Origin of the sequence: Bifidobacterium sp. W8114, from assembly GCF_016101165.1 — a bacterium.
GTDB classification, from domain to species: Bacteria; Actinomycetota; Actinomycetes; order Actinomycetales; family Bifidobacteriaceae; genus Bombiscardovia; species Bombiscardovia asteroides.
Window position 1 is genome coordinate 277,689 of record NZ_JACFRA010000003.1, and the last position, 24,051, is coordinate 301,739.

Annotated in this window: 19 protein-coding genes and 1 pseudogene; 14 read left to right on the forward strand and 6 right to left on the reverse strand. The window is 58.8% G+C overall.

Going from position 1 to position 24,051, the window contains the following annotated elements; translation table 11 throughout:
• Window positions 1–134 precede the first annotated feature (134 nt).
• The 5 genes from H3T89_RS05800 (at window position 135) to H3T89_RS05820 (ending at window position 6,648) form a co-directional block, all read left to right on the forward strand.
• A complete protein-coding gene (locus tag H3T89_RS05800; RefSeq protein ID WP_015021402.1) occupies window positions 135–2,111 on the forward strand; it encodes a pilin N-terminal domain-containing protein in 1,977 nt (658 codons plus the stop codon).
• A gap of 195 nt (window positions 2,112–2,306) precedes the next feature.
• Window positions 2,307–3,158, forward strand: coding sequence for a hypothetical protein (locus tag H3T89_RS05805; protein WP_198216482.1), 852 nt, complete (start codon window positions 2,307–2,309; stop codon window positions 3,156–3,158).
• 571 nt (window positions 3,159–3,729) lie between these two features.
• A complete protein-coding gene (locus H3T89_RS05810) occupies window positions 3,730–4,818 on the forward strand; it encodes a class C sortase (protein WP_198216483.1) in 1,089 nt (362 codons plus the stop codon).
• Window positions 4,819–4,935: 117 nt separating this feature from the next.
• Window positions 4,936–5,796 (forward strand): aldo/keto reductase, encoded by an 861-nt coding sequence (locus tag H3T89_RS05815; protein ID WP_198216521.1) that lies wholly within the window; start codon window positions 4,936–4,938, stop codon window positions 5,794–5,796.
• 54 nt (window positions 5,797–5,850) lie between these two features.
• Entirely contained in the window at window positions 5,851–6,648 is a 798-nt protein-coding gene (locus H3T89_RS05820; RefSeq protein WP_232348486.1) for an HNH endonuclease family protein, read from the forward strand.
• A 158-nt stretch (window positions 6,649–6,806) separates the two neighbouring features.
• Here the strand turns inward: H3T89_RS05820 and H3T89_RS05825 are convergent, their stop codons facing one another.
• Entirely contained in the window at window positions 6,807–8,378 is a 1,572-nt protein-coding gene (locus H3T89_RS05825; protein WP_015021407.1) for an MDR family MFS transporter, read from the reverse strand.
• Window positions 8,379–8,708: 330 nt separating this feature from the next.
• On the opposite strand from H3T89_RS05825, the gene H3T89_RS05830 reads away from it, so the two are divergent.
• The 5 genes from H3T89_RS05830 (at window position 8,709) to H3T89_RS05850 (ending at window position 13,650) form a co-directional block, all read left to right on the forward strand.
• Window positions 8,709–9,857 (forward strand): phosphate ABC transporter substrate-binding protein PstS, encoded by a 1,149-nt coding sequence (locus H3T89_RS05830; protein WP_198216484.1) that lies wholly within the window; start codon window positions 8,709–8,711, stop codon window positions 9,855–9,857.
• On the forward strand, window positions 9,854–10,807 hold the full coding sequence (gene pstC / locus H3T89_RS05835; protein ID WP_015021409.1) for a phosphate ABC transporter permease subunit PstC: 954 nt from the start codon (window positions 9,854–9,856) through the stop codon (window positions 10,805–10,807). Before H3T89_RS05830 ends, pstC begins: the two co-directional genes overlap by 4 nt.
• Window positions 10,804–11,784: a phosphate ABC transporter permease PstA gene (pstA, locus tag H3T89_RS05840; RefSeq protein ID WP_015021410.1), complete on the forward strand. Its 981-nt coding sequence runs from the start codon at window positions 10,804–10,806 to the stop codon at window positions 11,782–11,784. The genes pstC and pstA overlap by 4 nt, the downstream gene beginning before the upstream one ends.
• A 31-nt stretch (window positions 11,785–11,815) precedes the next feature.
• On the forward strand, window positions 11,816–12,595 hold the full coding sequence (gene pstB, locus H3T89_RS05845; protein ID WP_015021411.1) for a phosphate ABC transporter ATP-binding protein PstB: 780 nt from the start codon (window positions 11,816–11,818) through the stop codon (window positions 12,593–12,595).
• Window positions 12,596–12,663: 68 nt separating this feature from the next.
• Window positions 12,664–13,650 carry an AEC family transporter gene (locus tag H3T89_RS05850; protein ID WP_198216485.1) on the forward strand — a complete coding sequence of 329 codons (987 nt, stop codon included), beginning with the start codon at window positions 12,664–12,666 and terminating at the stop codon, window positions 13,648–13,650.
• A 4-nt stretch (window positions 13,651–13,654) separates the two neighbouring features.
• Here the strand turns inward: H3T89_RS05850 and H3T89_RS05855 are convergent, their stop codons facing one another.
• Window positions 13,655–13,858, reverse strand: a complete 204-nt coding sequence (locus H3T89_RS05855; RefSeq protein ID WP_015021413.1) for a hypothetical protein — start codon at window positions 13,856–13,858, stop codon at window positions 13,655–13,657.
• 205 nt (window positions 13,859–14,063) lie between these two features.
• On the opposite strand from H3T89_RS05855, the gene H3T89_RS05860 reads away from it, so the two are divergent.
• Window positions 14,064–15,464: an NCS2 family permease gene (locus tag H3T89_RS05860; RefSeq protein ID WP_198216486.1), complete on the forward strand. Its 1,401-nt coding sequence runs from the start codon at window positions 14,064–14,066 to the stop codon at window positions 15,462–15,464.
• A gap of 191 nt (window positions 15,465–15,655) precedes the next feature.
• On the opposite strand, the gene H3T89_RS08995 is transcribed toward H3T89_RS05860, so the two are convergent.
• The 4 genes and pseudogenes from H3T89_RS08995 to trxA form a co-directional block, all read right to left on the reverse strand.
• Window positions 15,656–17,584: an RCC1 domain-containing protein gene (locus tag H3T89_RS08995; RefSeq protein ID WP_332461046.1), complete on the reverse strand. Its 1,929-nt coding sequence runs from the start codon at window positions 17,582–17,584 to the stop codon at window positions 15,656–15,658.
• Between the two features lie 72 nt (window positions 17,585–17,656).
• A pseudogene (locus H3T89_RS09205) lies at window positions 17,657–19,474 on the reverse strand (RCC1 domain-containing protein); the annotation flags it as partial.
• A 286-nt stretch (window positions 19,475–19,760) separates the two neighbouring features.
• A complete protein-coding gene (locus H3T89_RS05870) occupies window positions 19,761–20,768 on the reverse strand; it encodes a G5 domain-containing protein (protein ID WP_015021416.1) in 1,008 nt (335 codons plus the stop codon).
• Window positions 20,769–20,917: 149 nt separating this feature from the next.
• The gene (gene trxA, locus H3T89_RS05875) at window positions 20,918–21,262 is read right to left on the reverse strand and encodes a thioredoxin (protein WP_015021417.1); all 345 of its coding nucleotides are present in this window, start codon (window positions 21,260–21,262) and stop codon (window positions 20,918–20,920) included.
• Between the two features lie 171 nt (window positions 21,263–21,433).
• Here trxA and H3T89_RS05880 point away from each other — a divergent pair, with 171 nt between their 5' ends.
• From H3T89_RS05880 to nudC, 3 genes are read left to right on the forward strand one after another with little or no spacing between them, the layout of a single operon-like run.
• Window positions 21,434–22,063, forward strand: a complete 630-nt coding sequence (locus H3T89_RS05880) for an NUDIX hydrolase family protein (protein WP_033511568.1) — start codon at window positions 21,434–21,436, stop codon at window positions 22,061–22,063.
• Window positions 22,064–22,086: 23 nt separating this feature from the next.
• Window positions 22,087–22,944, forward strand: coding sequence for an alpha/beta fold hydrolase (locus H3T89_RS05885; protein WP_198216488.1), 858 nt, complete (start codon window positions 22,087–22,089; stop codon window positions 22,942–22,944).
• Complete coding sequence (gene nudC, locus H3T89_RS05890) at window positions 22,941–23,978, forward strand: NAD(+) diphosphatase (protein WP_198216489.1); 1,038 nt, start codon at window positions 22,941–22,943, stop codon at window positions 23,976–23,978. The genes H3T89_RS05885 and nudC overlap by 4 nt, the downstream gene beginning before the upstream one ends.
• The last annotated feature ends 73 nt before the right edge of the window (window positions 23,979–24,051 follow it).

A 24,051-nucleotide genomic window follows, 5' to 3' on the forward strand; every position in this document is an offset into this window, starting at 1 on the left:
TTAGGCAATGGGAACAGTGGCATGTCCCAAAGTTGACATATTGCCCACCCCCCTGAGTCGGGGAAGTGATCGGTTGGGGAGGCGAAGATGTGCCTGGCCATCCTGTGCCTATTAACAAAGAAGGGAATGCGTGCATGCACATGCAACGAGATAATGAAGGGATAAGGCTCCCTAAGCTTTTAGGCTTGGCGGTTGCCGGAGCGACGCTCCTGGCGGGCATGGTCGTTTTGCCAGCCACCCAGGCTTCTGCCGATGAAAACTATGGATTCACTAGTGAAGATAACTTTGTGCCCGGTGCCCTGGACGCTACCAAGGTGCCTCAGTTAACGGTCACCAAGTATCTGTCTCTGGCTGATGGGTATGCGCCCACCGGCTCAGCTAAAGATGCCGACACGTTGAACGGCAACCATGATCTCACTCCTGCCCAGGGCATCCTGTTTAATGTTAAAGAGGTTGTGCCGAAATCAGGTAAGAACCTAGCTGATATCGATGCAAACGACCCAAACACTTGGGATGCCAAGTACACCGATTCCAGCAAGAATTTTGCTGGTATCACCGATGGTCATGGTGTCATTAGTACGTGGTACCAAAGCGATGAGAACGGGAAGCCGACTGCGACGGAAGCAGCTTTCCCGGCAGGTCCCAACCATTACTATGTTCTGATCGAGAATACCGCTAATTCACCAGCTTTCGATACCAATAACAAGCATGGGATTGATCAGAACAAGTACAAGACTGCTGCAAACTCTTTCTTTGGTCTGCCCTATGCAACTAATGGATCGGATTCAAACCAGACTCGTGGTTTTATCTACCACCTTCACCTGTATCCAAAGAATGTCAATACGCAATCTTTCGCTAAGACTGTGCAGAGCATTAAGGGTGCTGACGGCAACGTTAAGACTCAAACAACGGCGGTTGCCGGTGATACGATCACTTACAAGCTGTCTCAGAAGCTCTACAAAGATACCACTCCCCACAAGAATGATGGTAAGCTCGACGTCTCGGAGCTGAAGGGTGAGGGCAAGGATGTACGGCTCGCCGATCGTATGTCAAGCTCGCTGAAGGGTGATCCAAACACCGTCAAGGCTGTCATTCATGATAGTGCCGGAAATTCGGTGGATTTAGCCGCTGCTGATTTCAGTAAGGATGTCGCTACTAATACGAATCCCGCTCGTCTGAACGATCCTACAAAGAAGATGTTTGCGGATGCGCCCACGAGTGACGTGACTTACTGGGTATTTGACTTCTTTACCGCTTCCGGCGTTACGAAAGCTCAGAGTGTCGGAACATCGGTTATGGAGCTGGAGGTCACCTATGATGCATTGGTGACTGGCAACGGTGATTCCACAGGTACTGGTGGTGTGGTTAACGATGCCGCATCAGACTACAGCGAGAACACGAACAGCGATGGTACGTCGAAGGATCCTGAACAAGATCATACAAATGTGACTAATGCTGTAATTGCTTTTGGTTCTGTTCAGAATAAGAAGACCAATTATGCAGCATTGCCGGGCACTGAGTATCGTCTGGTTCAGAACGCTGATTCTATTGACAAGTATCTGGCTTCGGATGGTAAGTTCTATGCTGAAGGTGACGCTCCAGCAGGTGTCCAGGTTTACAAGGCTACGGCCAATAATAAAGGTCTGGTATCCTTTGCGGCCCTGCCCATCTTTGGAACTGGGGCAGGAAGAGCAGCTGATAAGACTGTACAGAGTGTAAACTGGATGTTGGTTGAGACCAAGACTCCGACGGATTGGCGCAATCCTGGTATCCCCTTCGAAAAGATTACTTATGGGGATACAGGTTTAACTGAGGCTCAGATTGTTGAGAAGTATGGTCGTAATGCAACTCTTACGCCAGATTATCAGCAGTTGAACTTTGGTAAGTTCGAAGCTCCTGTGGGTGAAATGCCGGAAGGCAACAAGATGGTATTCAACCACGATGCTGTCGTCAGGTATTTGGCTCACTATAAGACAACTGACAGCGATTCACCATTGGCCTTGCCTCTAACCGGTGGTCGTGGCATCCTGCTGCTGCTTGTTGTCGGCGCACTGATCATGGGTGGTGCTCTCTATGCCCGCAATCGGCGCAATAACGCCGCCCGGGCCTGATGATCACGGTCACATCAAGAATCATGTGAGGTGACCCGATGGCGGACGGTTCCTCCGTGGATCGTCCGCCATTTTCATACGGATCGTTGAGATATTCTTCGGTTCGCACATGTCGGGACACTGGTTCGGTTTCATTTGGATTAGCGAATCCGACGCAACCACGTCGTCGAAAGGCGGCCTTGGAAGGGAAGGTTTATGAAGGGAATTGCCTTGCCGAAATGCCTCACCCACCGGGTCTTGCCCTGTCTGATTGCGGTCTTGGCCTGCTTAGGCCTTTCCGTTTTCGATATGACGCCGGCGGCAGAGGCGGCGACGGTCAACCCGACCCTGACGGTGCAACTCAAGAGAGGACCTTCAGGTCAAGGAGATCAGAAAGACATCCTACCGAGTTCTCCTGTATCGGCTGGGGCTGGGTACGTCTTTCGTGCCCTAAGATTGGATGCAGGTACTCTGAAGAGCCGGGTGGAGGCATTAGACCATAATCCTGGCGCTGATAAGGCACAAGCGGCCATCAGTAATGAGGTGGCAGCCAACCCAGATGCTTTCAAGGACAAGACGCAACCCGCTGAATACTATGGTGTCTCTGATCAAGAAGGCACTATAACCAACGCATCAGAAGACAAATCACAAGGTGTTTGGCTTACAGGAGCTCACCTCGATTTAGAGGCACCCAGCCTGACAGGCGGAAGTCCGGCTGTTTTTGATGGCGACTACTTCAACGCCTCATACTGGCTGGTCACTATGGTAGCCACACCCAACAATGCAAAGGTGAAAGCCGATCCTGTGGTCGTGCAGTTGCCGCTCTACCGTGAGCAGGGTGAGGTCCATCCGCTTTATGATGTGACTATAAGTCCCAAGCTTGTGGATGTACCTCAAGACGTGCCTCAGGATGTGTCTCAGGTCGTGCCAGTCGTGCGACCAGGATCAGGAAAGCTTGCAGCTACTGGTGTATCCATGGTAGCGCCTGTCATTTTGCTTACGATTCTGGTCATGATGGGTCTCTACTTGGCGGTAGTCGCGCGATCCTGGAACAGAGATGAGCGCTAGGCATACTCATAGCCATGTCGGTGTGATGCCATCAACTGGCGTCAAAGGCATCTGTGAAGGTGTATTAAGGCCGGCGGCATCGTACAGGTGCCGCCGGCCTTTGTATGCCAAGGCGTATAACTGGACTATTTGAAGCGGAGCACAAGGAGGGCTATAGATGGACCAGGACACTGACCCAGCTACTATGACACCATCTCAAGCCACCGGCAACGATGATGTTGCGTATGCGTACATGACTGCTGGGCCATCCTCGTCGGAAAAGGCTACTGAGCAAGAGGAAATGCCGCCTGCATATGCTCCTAGTTTCGATGTACCACCTTCTTATCCGCCTTCGGCTACACCTAAGGATCGCGGAGGCTCAGAATCGGATGATTCAGATTCAATAGAAGCTTCAGTGTCTGTTCCAGGCCAAGCTACAACGTCAGCTCCGATAATTGTAGTTTCAGGAAATCATTTCCAGGATAAAAGTCAACAAGGCAAAGCTGGTCAGGCAGCTGCGACTGCATCCAAGCAGGCCAAGAACGGTGGCAAGGCCAGCAAGTCGGGACGAGGGTTCGGGCTCCTAGAGACCTTGGCCTTCCTGATAGGCCTGGCAATTTTCCTCTATCCGCTGTTGTCAGCCTACGTGAACTATTCCAAGGATTCCGCCGCAGTGGACAACTACGATCAGATCGTGGATGCACTCTCGCCTGCACAGCGCAGAGCCATGTGGCGAGATGCCAAGAAGTACGATGAGGAATTGGGCAAGCCCACACTGAGGGACCCCTTCAAGTACAAGGAAGTCCAGGAACCACTGGGTCGCTACTACAAAATTCTCAATGTAGATGGCAAGGGCATGATGGCCTATGTGGAGATCCCCAAGATCCATGTCAAGCTGCCCGTCCGGCACGGTACCAGCGATGAGGTACTCAAGGACGGCACAGGGCATATCGCCACAACCCACGTGCCTACAGACAACCGGACTATTCACTCCGTCATCACCGGGCACACAGGCGAAGTCGGCTACATGCTTTTTGACAATCTGACCCAGCTGCGCAAGGGTGATGTCTTTCAGATTCGAGTACTCAAACGGCATATGAGCTACAAGGTGGACCAGATTAAGGTCATCTTGCCTACCGATGTCAGCGCACTGCAGCCAATCCAGAATTCCAACTATGTGACCCTGCTGACCTGCTATCCCTATGGAGTCAACTCCCACCGTCTGATTGTGCGTGGGCACTATATCGGCGATGATGTGCCACCCACCCAGCCTGAGGGGGCGCCCATTTACATGGTCTGGGTGCTTCTGGCCCTGTTTTTGATCTGTCTAGTGGGCTGGTACCTGCTCTCACGTCGCCGGCGCAACTGCCGTCACGAACTGGAGCAGATGGAGCATCTGGAGTCTCGGGCGACAGGACCGGGGACTATGGGCGAGCCGCTGGCCACAATCATGGTCAGCCATGACCAGGAGACCCGGTCAGAAGCCACTCGACGCCGCCGGTTGATCAGAACGCGGCGAATCTGCAGCGCCCTTATGTGGCTGTTGGCTGTACTCGGCCTCTTCTTCGCCTGGGGCACGGTCGGCATGATGATGAGGATCAGCTTGCTGCCCGTATTCGATCTTGGCTACCGCTGGTTCGATACCCACGTGTTGTACTTCTTCGGCATCAGCAAATTCTAAGCCCGTGCACAAGGGAGCGGGTTTGACCACATGCGCCTGTTCTGTGGTAACCGGGCTTTTGTCTGGCTCTAGAATGGAGCGAGCATGGCCCGGCAGACTGCTGGGCTGCATCCTGGGATGGTGTGGACCATGACAGCAGTTCCTGACATCTTATTGTCTGACGGCAATCGCATTCCGCAGGTTGGCCTGGGTGTGCTCAGGATCGACGATGATCAAACCGCTGGAGTAGTGCGTTCTGCCCTGGAACTGGGTTATCGCCACATCGATACGGCGGCGGGCTACCGTAATGAAGGAGGTGTGGGCCGTGGCCTCAAGGCCTTCGGTTGCCAGGATGGTTCTGAGCGTGCCAACCTTTGGCTGACCACCAAACTGCGTGACTCCGAGCAGGGGTATGACAGCGCTCTGCGGGCCTTCGACCGCCAGTTGGCCCTGCTGGGCACTGACTATGTAGACATGTATATGATCCATTGGCCCACTCCATTCGATTGGCGGGCCGACCAGGTTTGGCGAGCATTCCATCGGTTGCGCGATGAGGGGGTGGTGAAAACCCTTGGGGTCTGCAACTTCCTGCCAGAACATCTGGAACGGCTGCACCGGGAGACGGGGGAATATCCTGTAGTGGATCAGATAGAGCTGCACCCCAGCTGGCAGCAGCGCACGGTGACAGCTTTCTGCAAGGAGCATGGCATAGCCGTCGAGGCATACTCGCCATTGGCACGTGGCGCAGACCTGACAGCCGGTGGCGGAAGGCTGGAGCAAATCGCCCAGGCCCACAGGGTAACGCCGGCCCAGGTAGTGTTGCGCTGGCACATTGAAAACGGGACCATCATCATCCCCAAGTCTGTCCACCGGGAAAGGCAGGCGGAGAACCTGGACCTGTTCGGTTTCACACTGACCGCTGAGGAGCATGCCGCCATCGATGCCATGGACTCCCCAGTGCGCGCAGGACACGACCCGATGACCTATGCCTACGCCTGACCGCTATGATGGATGATTCATGCATGCAGTCGACATAGGAGGTATCGGCGGTAGATGACCGGTCCGAGACGCAGAAGATATCGGTATCGCGGCCGCAGCCGGTATGGTTCGGCATGGAGGAATCCCGCCCCGGCCCGCTTCCGTCGCGAATCGCTCACGGAACGGGTGCTGATCCTTCTGGTAGTGGCTGTGGTCCTGGGCATCACCATCGGCCTGATATTGCCAAGGGTCAATGGTGGAGTCGGACGGCTGACCGGCCGATACACGGCGACCGGCGATGCGGCTCAGACCCTGCAGAATCTGACGGTGGATGATCACGCACGCCCCGGCCGCCAGTACCGGCGCGATGCTTTCGGCTTCAAAGAGACCGATGAGGACGGCAACGGCTGCAATGTGCGCGAGGATGTGCTGACCCGTGACCTGACCGACCTGCGAACCACTACCCCCGGCGGGTGCAAGGTGGCCAGTGGCCGTCTGCAGGACCCATATACCGGACGGACCATCGAATTCGTCAGAGGCCCCAAGACCAGCTCGGCCGTACAGATCGACCATGTGGTCGCCCTGGAGAATGCCTGGCGGTCAGGAGCCAGCGAGTGGGACACGGCCCGTCGCTACCGCTTTGGCAACGACCCCTACAATCTTCTCGCCGTGGACGGCCCCGCCAACCAGGCCAAGGGGAGTGCCTCGGCTGACTACTGGCTGCCCGAGAACAAGGACTATCAGTGCTCCTATGTGGCCCGTCAGATAGGAGTCAAGGACAAGTACTCCCTGAGCGTCACCAGTTCGGAAAAGCAGGCCATGCTGGCCGTTCTGCATACCTGCCCAGGCCAGCCCCTTCCACAGGATCGCTGATTGCGAGCCTACAGGAGATCGACGCTTCCGTCGAAAGGGTTGACTGACAACTGACATCCTTCAATTGATGTCTTGTATTTACCGGTCTGTCGATCCTGCACCTTGCGATGAATCCGGTCAAATCCAGCAGGTACCGGAGAAAGACTCTCCGGTGATCATCAGTCCTGGGTCTTGGAGTCTGCAGTGGAGGCAGTGACGGCAGGCGCGTCGGTGTGGATGATGTGCATGTGGCGCAGAAGCATGCGGGTCATCTGGCGGCCGGAGCCAGCGCCGTTTCCGCGAACGCCGAAGTAGACCAGCAGGACCATGCCCAGGCAGATCAGTGCCGAAATGCGCAGGGCCCACTGCACGCCGAAGATGTTGGCTGCGATCTGGGTGGAGTGGCCTCCGCCCAAGGCGTTGTGGCGCAGGGCGGTGATGGACTCCATGAGGATGACCAGGATGGGTGCGCCGACAGCGCCGGCGATCTGCCGGGCCGTGTTGGTGACGGCAGAACCGGCGGAAACATCCTTGGGAGCCAGGTTGTTCAGGGACCAGGTGGTCAAGGGCATCAGTGTGAAGCCCATGCCGATCTGGCGGATGAACTGACAGATGGAGACCAGGCCGATCCAGGTGTTGGCACCGATCATGCTCATGGCGATGGTGCCCAGCAGCAGGACCGAGCAGCCGGTCATGGCTACAGGACGGGCTCCCCAGCGGTCCAACAGCCTGCCTCCGAAGAACTGGGCGATGGCGGTGCCGATGGCTCCTGGCAGCATGACCAGGCCGCTCATGGTGGCCGAGAAGCCGCGATCCGTCTGGATGTACATGGGCAGAATGACGGTGACCGAGCTGAAGGCGAAGAAGGACATGGAGGCGATGATGGTGCCCACAGTGAAGTTCCTGATCCGCAGCACATGCAGGTCCAGCAGGGGCTTGTCATGGTGAAGCTGGCGAAGAACGAACCAGATGATCCCGATCAGTCCGACCAGCATGAATGGCCAGGTCATGATGGAGGTGATGGGGAAGTTCTCGATGTTGGTGAAGCCGAACATAAGCCCGCCGAACCCGAAGATGGACAGGGCCACCGAAAAGAAGTCCGCCTTGACACTGGTGTCGCGTTGGCCGAAGTTGCGCAGGCCGAAGATGGACAGGAGCAGCGCCACAGCCCCGCAGATGCTCAGCGTCAGGAAGATGGAACGCCAGCCGTTGGCGTCGGTCTGCCAGCCGCCCAGGGTGGGGCCGATGGCCGGGGCCACACTCATGGCCAGACCTACGGTGCCCATGGCCATGCCGCGCTTGGCAAGAGGGTATATGGAGAAGACGGTGATTTGCAGGACGGGCCACATGGTTCCCGTGCCTATGGCCTCGAGGATGCGGCCCAGCAGGACCAGGGCGAAGGTCTGCGACTGCCAGCTCAACAGAGAACCCAGGGTGAAGACGGCCATGGAGGTGATGACGATCTGCCTGGTGGAGAAACGCTTGGTCAGAAAGCCGGTCAGCGGCACCATGACGCCCATGACCAGCTGGAATACCGAGGTCAGCCACTGGCCGGTGGTCAGGGTGATGTGGAACTCGTCCACTATGGTGGGCAGGGCCGAAGCCAGCTGTAGCTGGGTGAAGTTGCCCAGGAAAGTGATGACGGTCAGGATGGCCAGCGACAGGAAGGCTTCATGGGTGAGCTTTCCGTTGACGAAGGCTCCATCCTTGCTGAGGGTCCGCCCTTGCTTGGCGAGCTCCTGCTTCCTCATGCAACCACCACTTCCTCTGGGTTCGGTTTTCGCTGCGCATACCACTCCCTGCGGTGCCGTCCTAGAAAGCAAATCAGGGCATACCGATACCGGTGACACTAAGAAAAGAACAAGAGAGCTAAGCGTCTGACAATGACCTTATAATATACCCGGCTGTGGATTGTGATCGGGTTTTTCCACATGGCTGACGCGGATGTGAGGAGCTTGTCCGGCGGTCAGCGTTTCCAGTATGCTGTGTGAGGCGGGCTTCGCTAATGTGAATACGGGAAGGTCCAACACGGGCTGATAAGGACGGACGTTTGAAATGAAACGGCGGTCAAGGTAGGTAGCATGCACGCACATGGTCATGGTCGTGGAAGATTCACGGCCCTCCTCATGTCCCTGGCAATGATGATTTCCCTGGCGGCCTGCGGAGACAATGTCCCCGCCGATGGCGGCGGAACAGGCAATACTGCAGATCAGGCCCTATTCCAGGGCGAGTTCGCCGGATCTGGCGCATCCTCCCAGCAGAGCGCCGACGAGGCCTGGATAGCCGGTTTTCGCAAGCAGCATCCAGGGGCGCGAATCTCCTATGATCCGGCAGGTTCTGGTGCTGGAGTCAATGCTTTCCTGTCTGGTTCGACCATCTGGGCCGGCACCGATGCGCCGCTGACCGCCGACCAGCTTGAGCGCTCGCGCAAAGTCTGCGGTTCCGGTACAGCCTTTGACTTGCCCGTCTATGCCACTCCGATTGCTGTGGCCTACAATCTGCCTGATCTGTGGCCCAAGGGTTCAAGCGGCCATCTGCGGATGGACCCGGCTCTGATCGCCATGATCTTCTCCGGAAAGGTCACTAACTGGCGGGATCCGCGCATCGCAGCCCTCAATCCGGAAGCCGATCTGCCCGACCTGGACATCACCGTGATTCATCGTTCGGACAAGTCGGGCACCACGAAAAGTTTCCTCTCCTATCTGCACGACACGGCCGGATCCGCCTGGCCTTATCCAGCGGGCGAAAATTGGCCCAATGACCTGGGGCAGGGCGCCAAGGGCACTGCCGGAGTGGTCATGACCATGAACCAGGCGACGGGCACCTTCGGCTATGCGGACGCGGCCCAGACCACTGGGCTGGGCACCGTGGCCGTCCAGGTGGGGAAGACCTGGCAGCCGCCTACAGCCAAGAACGTGGCCAACCTGCTGGATGCGGCCCAGCGGGATCCACAGGTCAGTCAGCCTGGCCGGGTGGTTCTGACTGTGGATCACCGCACCAGCCGGGAGCACACCTATCCCATCGTCCTGGTCTCCTACAACGTGGTCTGCACTGCCTACCGAGATGATCGGGACGGGTCCAAGGCCCGGTTCGCCAAGGCCTGGCTGACCTATCTGCTGAGCGAGCAGGGCCAACGCATGGCTGCAGCCAACGCGGGCAGCGCCGAGCTGGGGGAGGGGCTGCGTAGCCAGGCCATGGCTTCGGTGGAGACCATCGGAGGGAAGTCATGAGTGACAAATCGGACCAGACCGCCACTCTGAACAAGGCCAAGCGGGTGGATCGGATCTTCAAGGCCTGCGCCACTGGTGCGGGCATTCTGATCTTGTTGGCCCTGGCTGCGGTCACCCTCTTTCTGATCCTGCGGGCCTTTCCGGCTTTCACCGGGGACCCGGATTCCCGAACCCAGGCCATCCTCTCCCTGAGCGGCGGACGGGCGAGCAACTTCCTGGGCTACGTGGGACCGCTGGTTTTTGGCACCATTCTGATTGCCGGCCTGGCCCTGCTCTTGGCCTTCCCCGTATCCCTGGGCATCGCCCTCTTCATTGGCTACTATGCCCCCGCCCGCCTGTCCACGCTGCTCAGCACGGTAATCGACCTGCTGGCTGCCGTGCCCTCGGTGATCTACGGCCTCTGGGGGGCTCTGGTCCTGGTTCCCAACATCACCGGCTTCTGGCGCTGGCTGTCTGTTCATTTGGGCTGGATTCCGCTCTTTTCCGGACCCGTTGCAGCCCCGGCCCGATCCGTGGCCACGGTGGCCCTGGTGTTGGCGGTCATGATTCTGCCAATCATCACCTCGGTCACCCGTGACATCCTGATCCAGGCCCCTCGATTGCAGCAGGAGGCCGCCTTGGCTCTGGGCGCCACCAAGTGGGAGATGATTCGGCTTGCGGTTCTGCCCTTCGGCCGCTCGGGCATTATCTCGGCCTCCATGCTGGGGCTGGGGCGCGCCCTGGGCGAGACCATGGCGGTGCTGATGATCCTCTCGCCAGGCTTCAGCTACTCCCTGCGGTTGCTGCAGGCTTCAAAAAGCCAAACAATCGCCGCCAACATCGCCGCCCAGTTCCCCGAGGCGGACTCCCAGGGCGTGGCCCTCCTGGTGGCCACCGGTCTGGTCCTCTTCATCATCACTTTTATTGTCAACTATCTGGCGCGCAGGATCACAGCAAAGGCGGGTGCATGATGGCAAGCCGAACTGATCGCGGTCCAGTTATCGATTTCGATCGCTTCAGACCAACCAGATCTTCCATCCGGGCGCGCAAGCGCAAGGACCTGCTGATGACCATCCTGATCGGGCTCTCCTTCCTGGTCGCCCTGATCCCGCTGGTTTCGGTGCTCTGGGTCAGCCTGTCCAGGGGGGTGCGACGGCTGACGCCGGACTTCCTCACTCACAACATGAGCGGAGTGGTAGGGGGCAACCCAACGCCGACCGGAGGCTACGGCGGTATCCTGCATGCGGTAATCGGAACCCTGGAGATCACCTTTGGATCCATGGTCATATCCATTCCGTTGGGTGTCATGTGCGCGGTCTACCTGGTCGAGTACGCCCATGGAGGCCGCCTGGCCAAGGCCATCAGTCTCATGGTGGACGTTATGAGCGGGATCCCCTCCATCGTGGCCGGCCTCTTCGCATTCTCCATGTTCGCCTTGGTGGTCGGACCGGGCACCGTCAACGGTCTGGCCGGTTCGGTGGCCCTCTCCCTGCTCATGCTGCCCACGGTGGTCAAGACCTCCGAGGATATGTTGGCCGTGGTTCCCAACGACCTACGAGAGGCGGCCTATGCCCTGGGGGTGACCAAGCAACGGACCATCACCAGCATCGTTCTGCGCACGGCCCTGCCTGGCATCGTCTCGGGCACCATCCTGGCTGTGGCACGGGTGATCGGGGAGACGGCACCCCTGCTGATAGCCTCGGGCTTCATCGCAACAACCAACCCCAACCTCTTCTCGGGGAGGATGACCACCCTGCCGGTCTTCGTCTACAACGAGTATTCCCAAGGGCTGGCCGTCTGCGGGCCAGGTGCTGACCCGGGGTGCCTGACAGACATCCACATGCAGCGGGCCTGGGCTGCGGCCCTGGTGCTGATCCTTATCGTCCTGCTGCTCAACCTGCTGGGACGGCTGGTCTCGCGCATCTTTGCGGTTGGGCGGACCCGTTGATCGCCGCCATGAGAGAAACGGAGGCCGGAACATGGGCCAACGCATAGACATCAACCACCTCAACGTCTACTACGGCGACTTCCTGGCCGTCCAGGACGTGAACATGCGCATCCAGGCCAACAAGGTCACCGCCTTCATCGGTCCCTCCGGCTGTGGCAAGTCCACGGTCCTACGCACCCTGGACCGCATGCACGAGATCACTCCGGGGGCGCATGTGAGCGGGCAGGTGCTCTTGGAGGGGCGTGACCTTTACGGGCCGGATGTGGATCCGGTCGAGGTGCGACGGGACGTGGGCATGGTCTTTCAGAGGGCCAACCCCTTCCCGACCATGTCCATCCGGGAGAACGTCCTGGCTGGCATACGACTGAACAAGAAGCATATCGCCAAGTCGGACGCCGACGATCTGGTGGAGTGGGCCCTGCGCGGGGCCAACCTTTGGAATGAGGTCAAGGATCGCTTGGACAAGCCGGGCATTGGGCTCTCAGGCGGTCAGCAGCAGCGGCTCTGCATTGCCCGTGCCGTGGCCGTGCACCCCCAGGTCCTGCTCATGGACGAACCCTGCTCGGCGCTGGATCCCATTTCCACCCTGGCTGTGGAGGATCTGATCAACGAGCTTAAGCGGGACTACACCATCGTCATCGTCACCCATAACATGCAGCAGGCCGCCAGGGTATCGGACTATACAGCCTTCTTCAATCTCAAGGCCGTGGGTCAGCCTGGCCACCTGGTGGAGATGGACGACACCACCACCATCTTCTCCAATCCGCACGAGCAGGACACTGAGCGCTACATCTCCGGCCGCTTCGGCTGAGACTGAACCGGTCTGCGCACCCGTCCGTCAGGTATCATGGTTCCGGTATCCGCGGAAGGAGTGACGGCATGGGAGTACTGCTGGAACCGGCCACCCTCTTGGGCATCATCCTGGTGGGTTACCTGTTCAAGCGCCTTGGCCTCTTCCGTCCCTTGGACTACCGGGTACTGCAGACCATTGTGTTCGACCTGGTACTGCCCGGAGCCATAATTTATTCCTTCGCCACCAACCCCCACGATCCCAGCATGCTTTTGGTCTCGGCCTTCGCTTTTGTGGCCTCGCTGATTCCGCCCCTGGCAATCTTCCTGACCAGCAGGCATCGTCCCACGGCTCAGCGGGCTTTTCTTATGCTCAACGGATCGGGTTTCAACATCGGATGTTTTTGCTTCCCCATGCTCCAGTCGCTGCTTGGCACGGCGGCCCTGGTGCCCGCAGCCATGTTCGACATCGGCAACTCGGTCATGGTCTCCGCAGGAACCAACGTCATGACCCAGGGGCTCCTGCATATTCGACCGGGCCAGTCCTTGGATCCCGACGCGGGGGAGCCGGTCAAGCTGGATGACCCCGATGCCCGCAAACTCCATCGCAAGGCCACAGCCATCTCCATAACCAAGGGCTTTCTGAGCTCGCCCTCCTTCGACACCTACATGGTCATGGTGGTCTTCATGCTGACCGGGGCCTCACTGCCCGGATGGTCAGCGCAGATAACCAGACCCTTTTCAGTGGCCAATGCCTTCTGCTCCATGCTTATGGTCGGCATGCTCATGGAGTTGCCCGGCGGTCATGATGATGTCAAGGCCGTACTGCAGATTCTGGCCTGGCGACTGCCTTTCGGCATCCTGTTCGCCGCAGCAGCCTGGTATCTGCTGCCCTTCGGGCCTCTGGTCCGTCAGGCGGTTGCCCTGTGCTGCCTGGCTCCGACGGCGGTTTTCGCCACCATGTTCACCGACAAGGTTCTCGGCAACGCCCGTCTGGCGGGATTTACCCTAGCCCTGACTGCGCTGATTGGCGCCGTGCTCATGGTTTTGACGCACCTGCTGCTCGGCAGCCTCTGAGGATTCAGTCCTTCTTACTGTCTTTGTCCTGGTCGTTGCGCTCCTGCTCCTGGCGCAGGGTGCGGCCCTCGCGGGTGCGCTGCTTGTTTACTGTGGCTGCTGCAATACGCTCAGCAGCGCGCTCATCCTGTCCACGATCGACTTCGCTGTCATGGACGTGCTGATACTGCTTCTGATCGTCCTGGTCCCAATGATTGTTCCTGGCCATATACCCCTCCTCGAAAACGCCCTGTCCTTCAACTCATCCCCATGTGGGACGGCTTCAGGGCCGTGCCGGTATGCCGATTATAGGTGAGCGGAAAGTTCTGCAGCGGTATTGGAGCTCAATAGGGGGAACTTGTAACAGAAAAAGCCGAGAGCTCGTGATATTCTTCTCTTGTCTCATCGCCAAATAAGACAATAAGGAATCGAATATGCATAAGCTATTTCGGCTTTCGGATAATAATACCACAGTCTCTACGGAAGTGGTAGCAGGCATCACCACCTTCTTCGCCATGGCCTACATCATCGTGGTCAATCCCTCGGTGCTTTCCACGGCGGGCATGCCCTGGGGTGCCGTCTTTCTCGCCACTTTGATTGCTGCGATCATCGGTACCCTGATCATGGGGCTGGTGGCCAACGTGCCCTACGGCGTGGCGCCAGGAGTCGGGCTGAATGCCTTCTTCACCTTCACCGTGGTCAAGGGATTGGGCTTCACCTGGCAACAGACCATGTGCATGGTCTTCCTGTGCGGCCTGATCAACATTTTGGTCACAGCCACCAAGCTGCGCAAGATGATCATTCAGGCAATTCCGCCCCTGCTCCAGCATGCCATCGGCGGCGGCATCGGCGTCTTCATCGCCTATGTGGGTCTGCTCAATGTGGGCATCATCAAGTTCGCTCCCGACAAGACCTCGGCGGCTGGTGCCAACCCTGGGCTGACAACCTTCAACACCCCCGGTGTCATCCTCTTCGTCATCGGCCTGTTACTGACCATCTTCCTCTTGATCTTCAAGTTCAAGGGCCACTTGGCTTTCATCAACAAGGGAGCCTTCGTCATAGCCATCATCGTGGTTACGTTGCTGGGTATCCCCATGGGGATCACCAACATGGCCAAGTCGGTCGATCTGGGCCAGGCCTGGTCGCAGCTGCCGCAGACTTTCCTGGCCATTTTCACTCAGGATGGGTTCCCTGCCCTCTTCTCCGATCCGGCCAGGCTGCCAGTGGTTCTGGTGACCATCTTCGCCTTCTCCCTGTCGGACACCTTCGACACCATCGGCACCTTTGTGGGCACCGGCCGGCGTTCAGGCATCTTCTCCGCCGAGGATGAGCAGGCTCTGGAGAACGGCCGCGGCTTCAGTTCCAAGATGGACAAGGCCCTGTTCGCCGACGCTACGGCAACCTCCATCGGAGCGCTCTTCGGCACTTCCAACACCACTACTTATGTGGAATCCGCAGCGGGCATCGCAGCTGGTGGTCGGACTGGTCTGACCTCGGTGGTCATCGCCATATGCTTCGCGCTTAGCGCCGTCTTCGCTCCGTTGATCTCCGCTGTGCCCTCGGCGGCCACTGCGCCTGTTTTGGTCATTGTGGGCTGCATGATGATGAGCTCCTTCGCCGAGATTGAGTGGGGCGAGCTGTCTGAGGCCATTCCGGCCTTCTTCACGGCCATCTTCATGGGCTTTGCCTACTCGATCTCCTACGGTGTGGCCGCCGGCTTCATCACCTACAGCCTGACCATGGTCTGCAAGCGCAAGGGCAAGGAGGTCCACCCCATCATCTGGGGGGTCTCGGCTCTCTTCATTCTGGACTTCGTGCTTCAGGCTGTGCTTTAGCAGGATTCGGCAAACACAAGCCATCCACAAGCAGCATACGTCTGGATTATTGCTCAGCTGTGCCGGTAATAGTCACGCTGTTGTCAGATTGATCTGACTGTTTGAGGGTGTGTATAGAGCAAATCAGGCACAGAGACCACAACAGGGCCCCGCCACTACATAGGTGGCGGGGCCCTGCTCGTACGTGACCGTCAGTGCTTGTGCCGAGCGGCTGCTTTTCCGCCTTGCACGCTTTGCGTTTCAAGACGTTGCCGTCTGGCCGCCAGGCCACCGACTGTGGCTAGTGAGCCGACCATGATGGTGGCTAAGATGCCTGCCTCTCCGGTCAGAGGGAGGACGCCATAATGGATGAAACGGAAGGTATTGGTTTCATCGTTGGGTTGTGGAGCCCCGTTGAGAGTCCAGACGATGCTGACAGTCGTGTCACCGGCCTGATGGTTTGGCGTCAGCACGGTCCAGGCGCCGTCCTGTTGATCTGTGGAGCTTAGGCTGGTTCCGCTGACGCCTCCGAATTGCACTGTGGACGGGGTGCCGAGCCTGAAGGGGAAGAGCACGCTGACAGGCGAATAGACCGTCTCTGTCGCATTGTTCCCCAGCCTTCCTTGGCTGTTGTCTCCCCACCCCAATGTGCCGCCGTCGGATGCTACGGCCAAGGTGTGCCCAGTGCCGGCGCAAACCTTGACGAAGTGGTCAATGCCTGATGGATTGCTCATCCTGGTTGGCCTGTTCAGACTGCCTGTGCCTCCGGTCCCCAACATGCCTGATGAGTTTTGACCCCAACCCCAGATGTTTCCGTTCTGGTCCAGTGCCAGTGAATTACCGCTGACCCTGCTGCCTGTCAACTGAGTGAACGTGCTGACATTTGCAGGCATGGCTACCATGGACGGAGCAGTCCTCGTGGTGGTGTCGCCCAGGCCGAGCTCCCCATTGCTGTTCCCGCCCCAGGACCATATGCGTCCCAGATCATCAAGGGCGAAGGAGTGGCCGCTGCCTGCAATGATCTGCGCAGGATTGAAGCCGCCTGATGGATTGGTGCCCGGCTTGGCTTGAACAGGTGTGGTGGTGTAGCCATTAAGCGCCACATCACTCGTATTACCCAGGGCACCGTTCTGGTTCGATCCCCAGCCCCAGGCACGGCCTTGGGTGTCAGTCGCCAGGGAATGTGAGCCGCCCGCACTGACCTGTGCATAGTGGAATCCCGTCGTTTCGCCTTGCGGGGTTGCGACCTGGACGGGTCTGGTGGTAATCCCTGTCGTCGCCACAGTGCTTGAAGGAACGCCCAGTTTGCCGAACTCATTGGACCCCCAGCCCCAGGCTCTGCCCTGCCCGTCTACGGCGAGGACATGAGTGATTCCTGCACTGATGCCAGTGAGAGTGAAGTTTGTTGCCGTCATCCCGCTCGGGGCTTGCACACGAATCGGGCTGGAGCTGTATGCAGATGAGCCATTGGTGGCAACGGCATTGCTGCCCAGCTGTCCGGAGCTGTTGAGTCCCCAAGCCCAGACGTGGCCCTGACCATCCAAGGCCAAGGAGAAACCTGTTCCTGCGCTGACCTGTGTGAATCGGTTCACGCCTGTCGGTTTGGGAATCTGAACCGGGGTCAAGCGGTCCGTTGCGGTCCCATCGCCCAACTGCCCGTATTTGTTGGCACCCCAAGAATAGACGTTTCCATCCGACCCCAGAGCCAATGAATGATCATCGCCGGCGCTGACCTGACTGAACCTAATGCCTCGCGCTGCAGGTGGAACCAGGGTCACCTTGGTCTGACCGCTGTCGGGGCCCTGGTTGGGGGATATGGTCCATTGCCCGGCGCCGGCCGTCCAGTGGGCTGTCAGTTTCGTGGGACCCTTGACGGGGGAAGAAAAGTCGTAGGCTACATCGCCGTTGAACCAGCCGTCGAATAAAAAGCCCGGTCGGGTCGGGTCTTGATCCGGTCTGGAAGCCGTCTGGTCCTCGATGACTGACTGACTGGTGGGCTGGCTGCCGTCGGCCTTGTCGAAAGTGACGACATAAATGGGCGGGTCATAGGTGTAATCCAGGATCTCATCGGGTTGCGGACCATAGAGATTCCAGGTAATGGCCGCTTTTATTTGACCTTTCCTATGAGCTGGCGTCGCCACCTGCCAGTTTGTACCTGCTCTTTTGAGATCGCGGCCCAGTGTTCGGTCGAATTTGACCGCAGTAACATCTGGCGAAAGCGGGAAAGCAGCCAAGCTTGGTGTCAGCCTCATTGCCTGGCTATTATCCGTGCCTATAGGAACGGTTGGATCGCCTAGCTGTCCGCCGTTGTTCCATCCCCAGGTGTACAGGTTTCCATCCGATCCTAATGCAGATGATTCTCTCCATCCTGCATTGATCTGAGTCCAAGTGAATTTTTGGGCAGTTGAGGAAGTTGATTGATCGACAATGTGCGGTCTACTGATGTACGAACCGTCGGTGTTTATATCTTTGATCCCTAGTTGGCCGTATTCGTTAAGCCCCCAGGAGTAGAGATTGCCGTCCGAGCCAATGGCCAGGACGTGATCGTCTCTTACCATGACTCGAGCCCAGGTGAATCCTGCCGATGCCCCGTCGGGCGGGGATATGAGAGTGGGCGTCCTTCTGTCTTCAGCATTGCTGCCATCTCCTAGCCGTCCGTACCCGTTCCATCCCCAGGCGTAAAGATCCCCATTCGTGCTGATTGCGAAACAAGATGTATCTCCTGCGCTGAACTGGGAAAAGGTAACGCCGGCGGGTTGACGGACCGGAACAGGAGTAAATCGCTGAATGTCAGTCCCGTCACCCAAGCGGCCGCTGGTGTTTAAACCCCAGGCGTACAATTGCTTATCTGAGCCTAGGGCCAGAGAATGATACCGTCCAGCACTTAACTGAGTGAAAGTGACTCCGGCTGGCGTGCTGACAAGTACAGGTTTGCTACTGTATGCAGCTGGATTATCGCTGCCTGTAGGGACGCTGGTGTTACCGAGCTGGCCGTACCCGTTCCATCCCCAGGCGTAGAGATTGTGATTTGAGCCCAATGCCAGGGTGTGATCCCATCGGGTGCTTACTTGGGTCCAAGTGAATTCATTTGAGACACCGGCAGGTTTCGGAACCTTGACGGGAGTCAACTTGTTTTCGGTAGTTCCATCACCAAGTTGTCCACGGGTATTGTTTCCCCAAGCGTAGAGGTTGCCGTCAGAACCGATAGCAAGAGATGAATGGTCGCCGGCGGCAATGGTAGTGAAAGTGAATTGGTCTGATGCATTGGCTGGTTTGTTTGTTTTCACTGGAGTTTGCCGCAAAGTGGTGCTGTTGTCGCCCACTTGCCCTGAACTGTTATCACCCCAGGCATAAAGACTTCCATCCGACCCAAGAGCCAAGGAATGGGTTGCTCCTGAAGTAATCTGAGAGAATTTGATACCACGGGTCGCTGGGGGAGTCAGAGTCACTGTGGTGCCTCCCAATGCGGTTCCGTGTGCAGGTGAAAGGTACCAATGGCCGTCTCCAGCTGTCCATTTTGCGCTCAGTTTCAGATTGCTGGTGACGGGCTGGTTGAAGTCGTAGGCTACTTGGCCGATGAACCAGCCGTCGAAGAAGTATCCGTGCCGGGTGGGATCGGCCGGGCGTTTCGCCAGACCTCCCGATGGCATGGTCTGAGTGGCAGGGGTCGCTGTGTCAGCCTGGGTTGTGTCAAAGGTGACCGAACATTGATTATTGGGGCAGGAGCTTGTCGATCGGGTGGAAGGGGCAGAGTTTGCTGAGGTCAGTGCAGTGGGGGATGGAAAAGCAGGGGAGGGTGTTGTTTGGATAGGGGAATCTGGCTTTTGGGCCACTGTCGGCGTGGGGGTATTAGAGGGAGTTTGAGTTGAGCCAGATATGCCCGGAATCAGACCCCCCCCCCCCCCTGATTTTCTACGCTTTGCGATGCTGTTGGGGATGCAGTGGCATCCGCTTGTGCCAGGTCGATTCCCGAGAGATTTGCCAATACGAGCACTGATGCGACAATAGCTGCAAGAGAAGCTATGCAGCATGCACGACTCCTAGGTGACGATTGCATACGGTCTCCTTCGAAAGCAACAGCGCATGCAACGTGGCACCTGCATCCCCGACTCAATCCCCAAGACCAGCTTGCATGACGTTCAACCGCAATTAGTCTATCACGGCCCTGAAATACTGGGGTTTCATTCAGGCTTTGCCCCTGCCTTGACCATCGAATTGTAGGCAGGTGATCAACTGATTGCTTCTTAGGCAAAAAAGAACTTCCGGCAAGCCGAACCGGCCTGCCGGAAGTTCCCGATTGAGTTGTATGGAAACCAATCAGTACCAATTGGTCGCTTGGGATTGGGCCCATGCACCGCATGGGTTCCCGTAACGGCCCTGGATATAGCCCAGTCCCCAAACAATCTGGGTATGAGCATCGGTCTGCCAGTTGGGACCGGCCGAGGCCATCTTGCTGCCAGGCAATGCCTGAGGAATGCCATAGGCACCCGATGGGTTGGATGCATTGGTTCGCCAGCCCGACTCCTTATTCCACAGCTGAACCAGGCAGGTGAACTGGTCTTCTCCCCAGCCGCGGGAGGTGACCAGACCGTGGGCGATGCTTTGGGCTTCGCCCACAGGGACTGTAGTGGTGGTCGAGCCGACCTGCGCAGGTGTGCCACCGCCGGTGCCCACCAGCACTACCTTGTCGACGGGAACCGTCTTGACGAACGAGGCGAAGATATTGCTGGTCAGGTTCTTGTTGCCGGCTGCAGTGACCAGGCTGGTGGTCTCCATGACGCCGTTCTGGCCCTCCGTCTTGACCTTGGTGGTTCCTGCCGGAAGGGAGCTGGTCTTCTCTTCAATGGTGTTGAAGGGAATGGGCGACTCTTCCGTCTTGACCTGGGCGTCAGCTCGGTCGATGCGGATGACGGTCTTTTCATTGACGCGAGTGGTAAGGGACGGGTTGATCTGGTCCCCCGGCTGCAGGGTGATGTCCCCGGCCTCCAGAACGGATTTGACATCGGTGAAGCCTGTGCCCAGGACCACCTTGTTCTTCCCGTTGATCTGTACATTCACGTAGGAGGTGTTCGCGTTAGCGCCGCCCGCTCCGTTGCGGATGGCCTGCCTGGTGCTGCCACGGGATACCGTGTCCCGATCCTGGGTGGCGGAATAGGACGTTACGCCTGAATTGGCTGAGCTTTCAGTGGATGTGTAGAAGTCGCGCGAGACGAAGCCTGCGCCAACGACCATGCCGAGAACAGTGACACCGGCAGCCAACCGCAGCCACTGACGCCTGGTCAGAGCCTTGACCGCACTCATCCGTCCTCTACGGTGGTTCGCCATTACTCTCCTCTGTTGGACCGACAGATCCTCAGTGATCAGTCGACGTAACGCTTCCTATCGACCGCATGCTTCCGGTAGCTCCGAAAGGGTCACTGGACAAACACATCACTACTTTAGTGCAAATCGGCCGTGGAGCCAACTTGACCTACTCAGGCCTGTGCCGGGGTTGACAAATCAGCCTTGCGGGCCTGATCGATCAGGTCGTCCAGGTCCGAAGACCTGAGAGCACCGGCCTGCTTGAAGATAATCTGGCCCTGCTTGGTGATCATCAGCGTGGGCACCGCCTGGATGTCGGCGGCCGCGGCCAGATCCTGGTTCTGGTCGATGTCCACCTTGCCGAAGACGATGTCGGTGTTGGCCTGCGAAGCCTTCTCGAAAATGGGGCCGAAGGCCTTGCAGGGTCCGCACCAGGTGGCCCAGAAGTCAATCAGCACCAGGTCGTTGTCCTTGATGGTTTGCTCGAAGTTTTCCGAAGTAATAGTCGTGGTGGCCATGATAACGCTCCTTGAAGTCGTTTGACTGTCGCGCGGGAAGCTCCCGTGCTTAGCAACCGCTTTCAATCATCAGCATTCCATCAAGGCTGGAGAAAGCGCCCGAATATGCTCTGGGTGGAGATGTCCGCCGGGGTCACGTGGGCGGTCAAGACTGGTACGGATAATGGAGCCATGCCAGTGCTGAACGACGAGATTCCCGATGATGACGACTTCGATGCCGATCGCGACCGTGGCGCCTTCTCACACATCACCCCAGAGGACTTCAACCGGGGTTTTTCGGGCTCGAATCCCCCCGGATGGCTGGATCGTGATGCCATCGACCGTGCCCGGCGCTGCCTGCCCATGCCCTATGTGGAGGTGGTACCGGTTCGCGTGGATGACATGAGCGCCGTCACCCAGGTGGGAACCCTTCTGCGTGTGGATGACCAGGGCAATATCGAGCGCACCCTGATCACCGGACGGATCCTTTACCACGAGACCATCAGGGAGGCTCTGGCCAGAAACATCGCCAAGGATCTGGGCCAGCTGGCCCTGCCCATGCTGCCTGCAAGCCCCCAGCCCTTCACCGTGGCCGAGTTCTTCCCGACGCCGGGGGTCTCGGAGTACTACGATCCGCGCCAGCATGCCATCGCTCTGTGCTACCTGGTGCCGGTGGCCGGGGACTGCAAACCCCAGGACGAGACCCTGGACGTGGAGTGGATCGATCCCAAGGGCGATATGCTGGAGTCCTTCATGAGCCAGATGCCCGGCGGGCACGGCAAGGTGCTGATGAGCGCCCTGACCTGGGCTGGTGCACTGTGAGCCGCGAATTCTTGGAGGCGGGCATGACCATTGCCAATACCGTATACCGTCATGGGGAGGGGCTGCCGCTGGTCCTGGTCCATGCTTTTCCTGTGGATCACCGCATGTGGGATCGGTGCGCGGCCTCGCTGATTGACCAGGCTGATCGCGCGGGCATGACCCCCTTCCCTGTCTATGCTCCGGATATGCCCGGAGCAGGCGATTGCCCCCTGCCCGAGCCGGCTTCCTGCGGTCCTGCAGATTCTGACGGTGCCCTGCCTGGTGCGCTGGATGCCATGGCTCGAGCCTTTGTGGACATGATCGTCGCCACGGGTGCGCAGAAGGCCATTTGGGTCGGGCTTTCCATGGGAGGCTACCTGGTCGAAGCCATAGCCAGGCTTTACCCGCGGATGGTGGCCGGGCTGGCCCTGTGCGACACCACCATGATGGCTGACCGACCGGCATCCCGGGCCAACCGCCTGCAAATCGCCCGAACCTGCGAGGAGGAAGGGAGGCTTGATCCGGTCATGCACTTTGCCAGACCCCAGGAGGGTGATTCCACGGTCAAGCGTTCACCCGCCTTCGTGCAGACCATGACCGAATGGATACAGTCCCAAGATCCCAGGGGCATTGCCTGGCGGGAGCGGATGGCTGCAGGCCGTCCGGATCAGAGCGATCTGGCCGGCCGCATCATGGTGCCCGTGGCCCTGGTCAGCGGCCGCTGCGACCCATCCAGCCCCCCAAGCACCATGGAGCCGCTGGCCCGGACCATGCGTCAGGCCGGAACCGACGTTACTTTTGCCGCCATCGACGACTGCGGCCACTTCAGCGCCGTCGAGCATCCGGATCAGGTGGCCGCGGCCCTGCTGGACCTGGTCGGTCGCGTGGGGAGGCAGTCATGAGCGATCCCGATACGGTCTTCTCCCCGCTGGCGCTTACCGGGCCTCTGCCCTTCCTTCCCCTGGCCCAGGGGGATGTGGACTACGACACGGCGTCTCGGCAGCAGCCCGGGCTGATTGACCATCTGCTGGACCAGGACGGCACGGGGGTCATCCTGGTGCGGGGCGAGAAGGTGGCCGTGCCCAGAGGCAAGGGGGCCTTGGCTGGTCGCACTGGGGTCAGCATCCGTCTGGCCACCTTGCCCGCTGCATACTTGCGAGGTCCTCTGGCAGGCTCGACAGACCAGTCTGAGCCGCCCTGCTACTACCTGGGGACGTTCGACCGACAGGCATGGCTGGCCATGGATCTGGATCTTGCCTGCGCCGGTCGGGCTGCCCAGGATCCCCTTCGTGACCTGGCTCAGGCCGCTGATCAGCGCTTTGACTGGCTTGCCCTGCGTGAGTATGCCCCTCATGGTCGTCCGCGTCAGGTAGGCCTGGCGACTTGCGCGGTCGCCCTGTCACGATGGCATGGACGCCAGGCCTTCTGCCCCCGCTGCGGCGCACCGGTCCATCCCTGTCAGGCCGGATGGGCCCAGATCTGCCAAGGGGTTGCATCGGGGGACAGACACACGCTCTTTCCCCGCATTGAGCCCGCAGTGATCATGGCCGTGGTGGACGGCCGCGATCGGCTTCTGCTCCAGCACAACCAGAAGTGGCCTCCTGGCTTTCGTTCGGTCACTGCCGGATTCGTGGAGGCTGGCGAGAATCTGGAGCATGCAGTCCGGCGGGAGACCTTGGAAGAGGTGGGCCTGAACCTGGGGGAGATGCGGTACCTGGGCTCACAGCCCTGGCCTTTCCCCTCCTCTCTGATGGTGGCCTTCAGAGCCAGATCCCTGAATACGGACATCCGGGTGGATGGTCAGGAGACTGATGATGCCAACTGGTTCACACGGGAGGAATTCGGGACCGCTTTGGCTGCTGGCCGGTTGCACATACCCCAGGCGGCCAGTGTGGCCAGGTACATGATTGAGCAGTGGTACGGCAGCGAGCTCTGATTCATCGGGGTGGCGCCGCGACCACGGACCTGGTCTCGTCGTAAGATATTTCAAGGAATTGACAGCAGCGAAA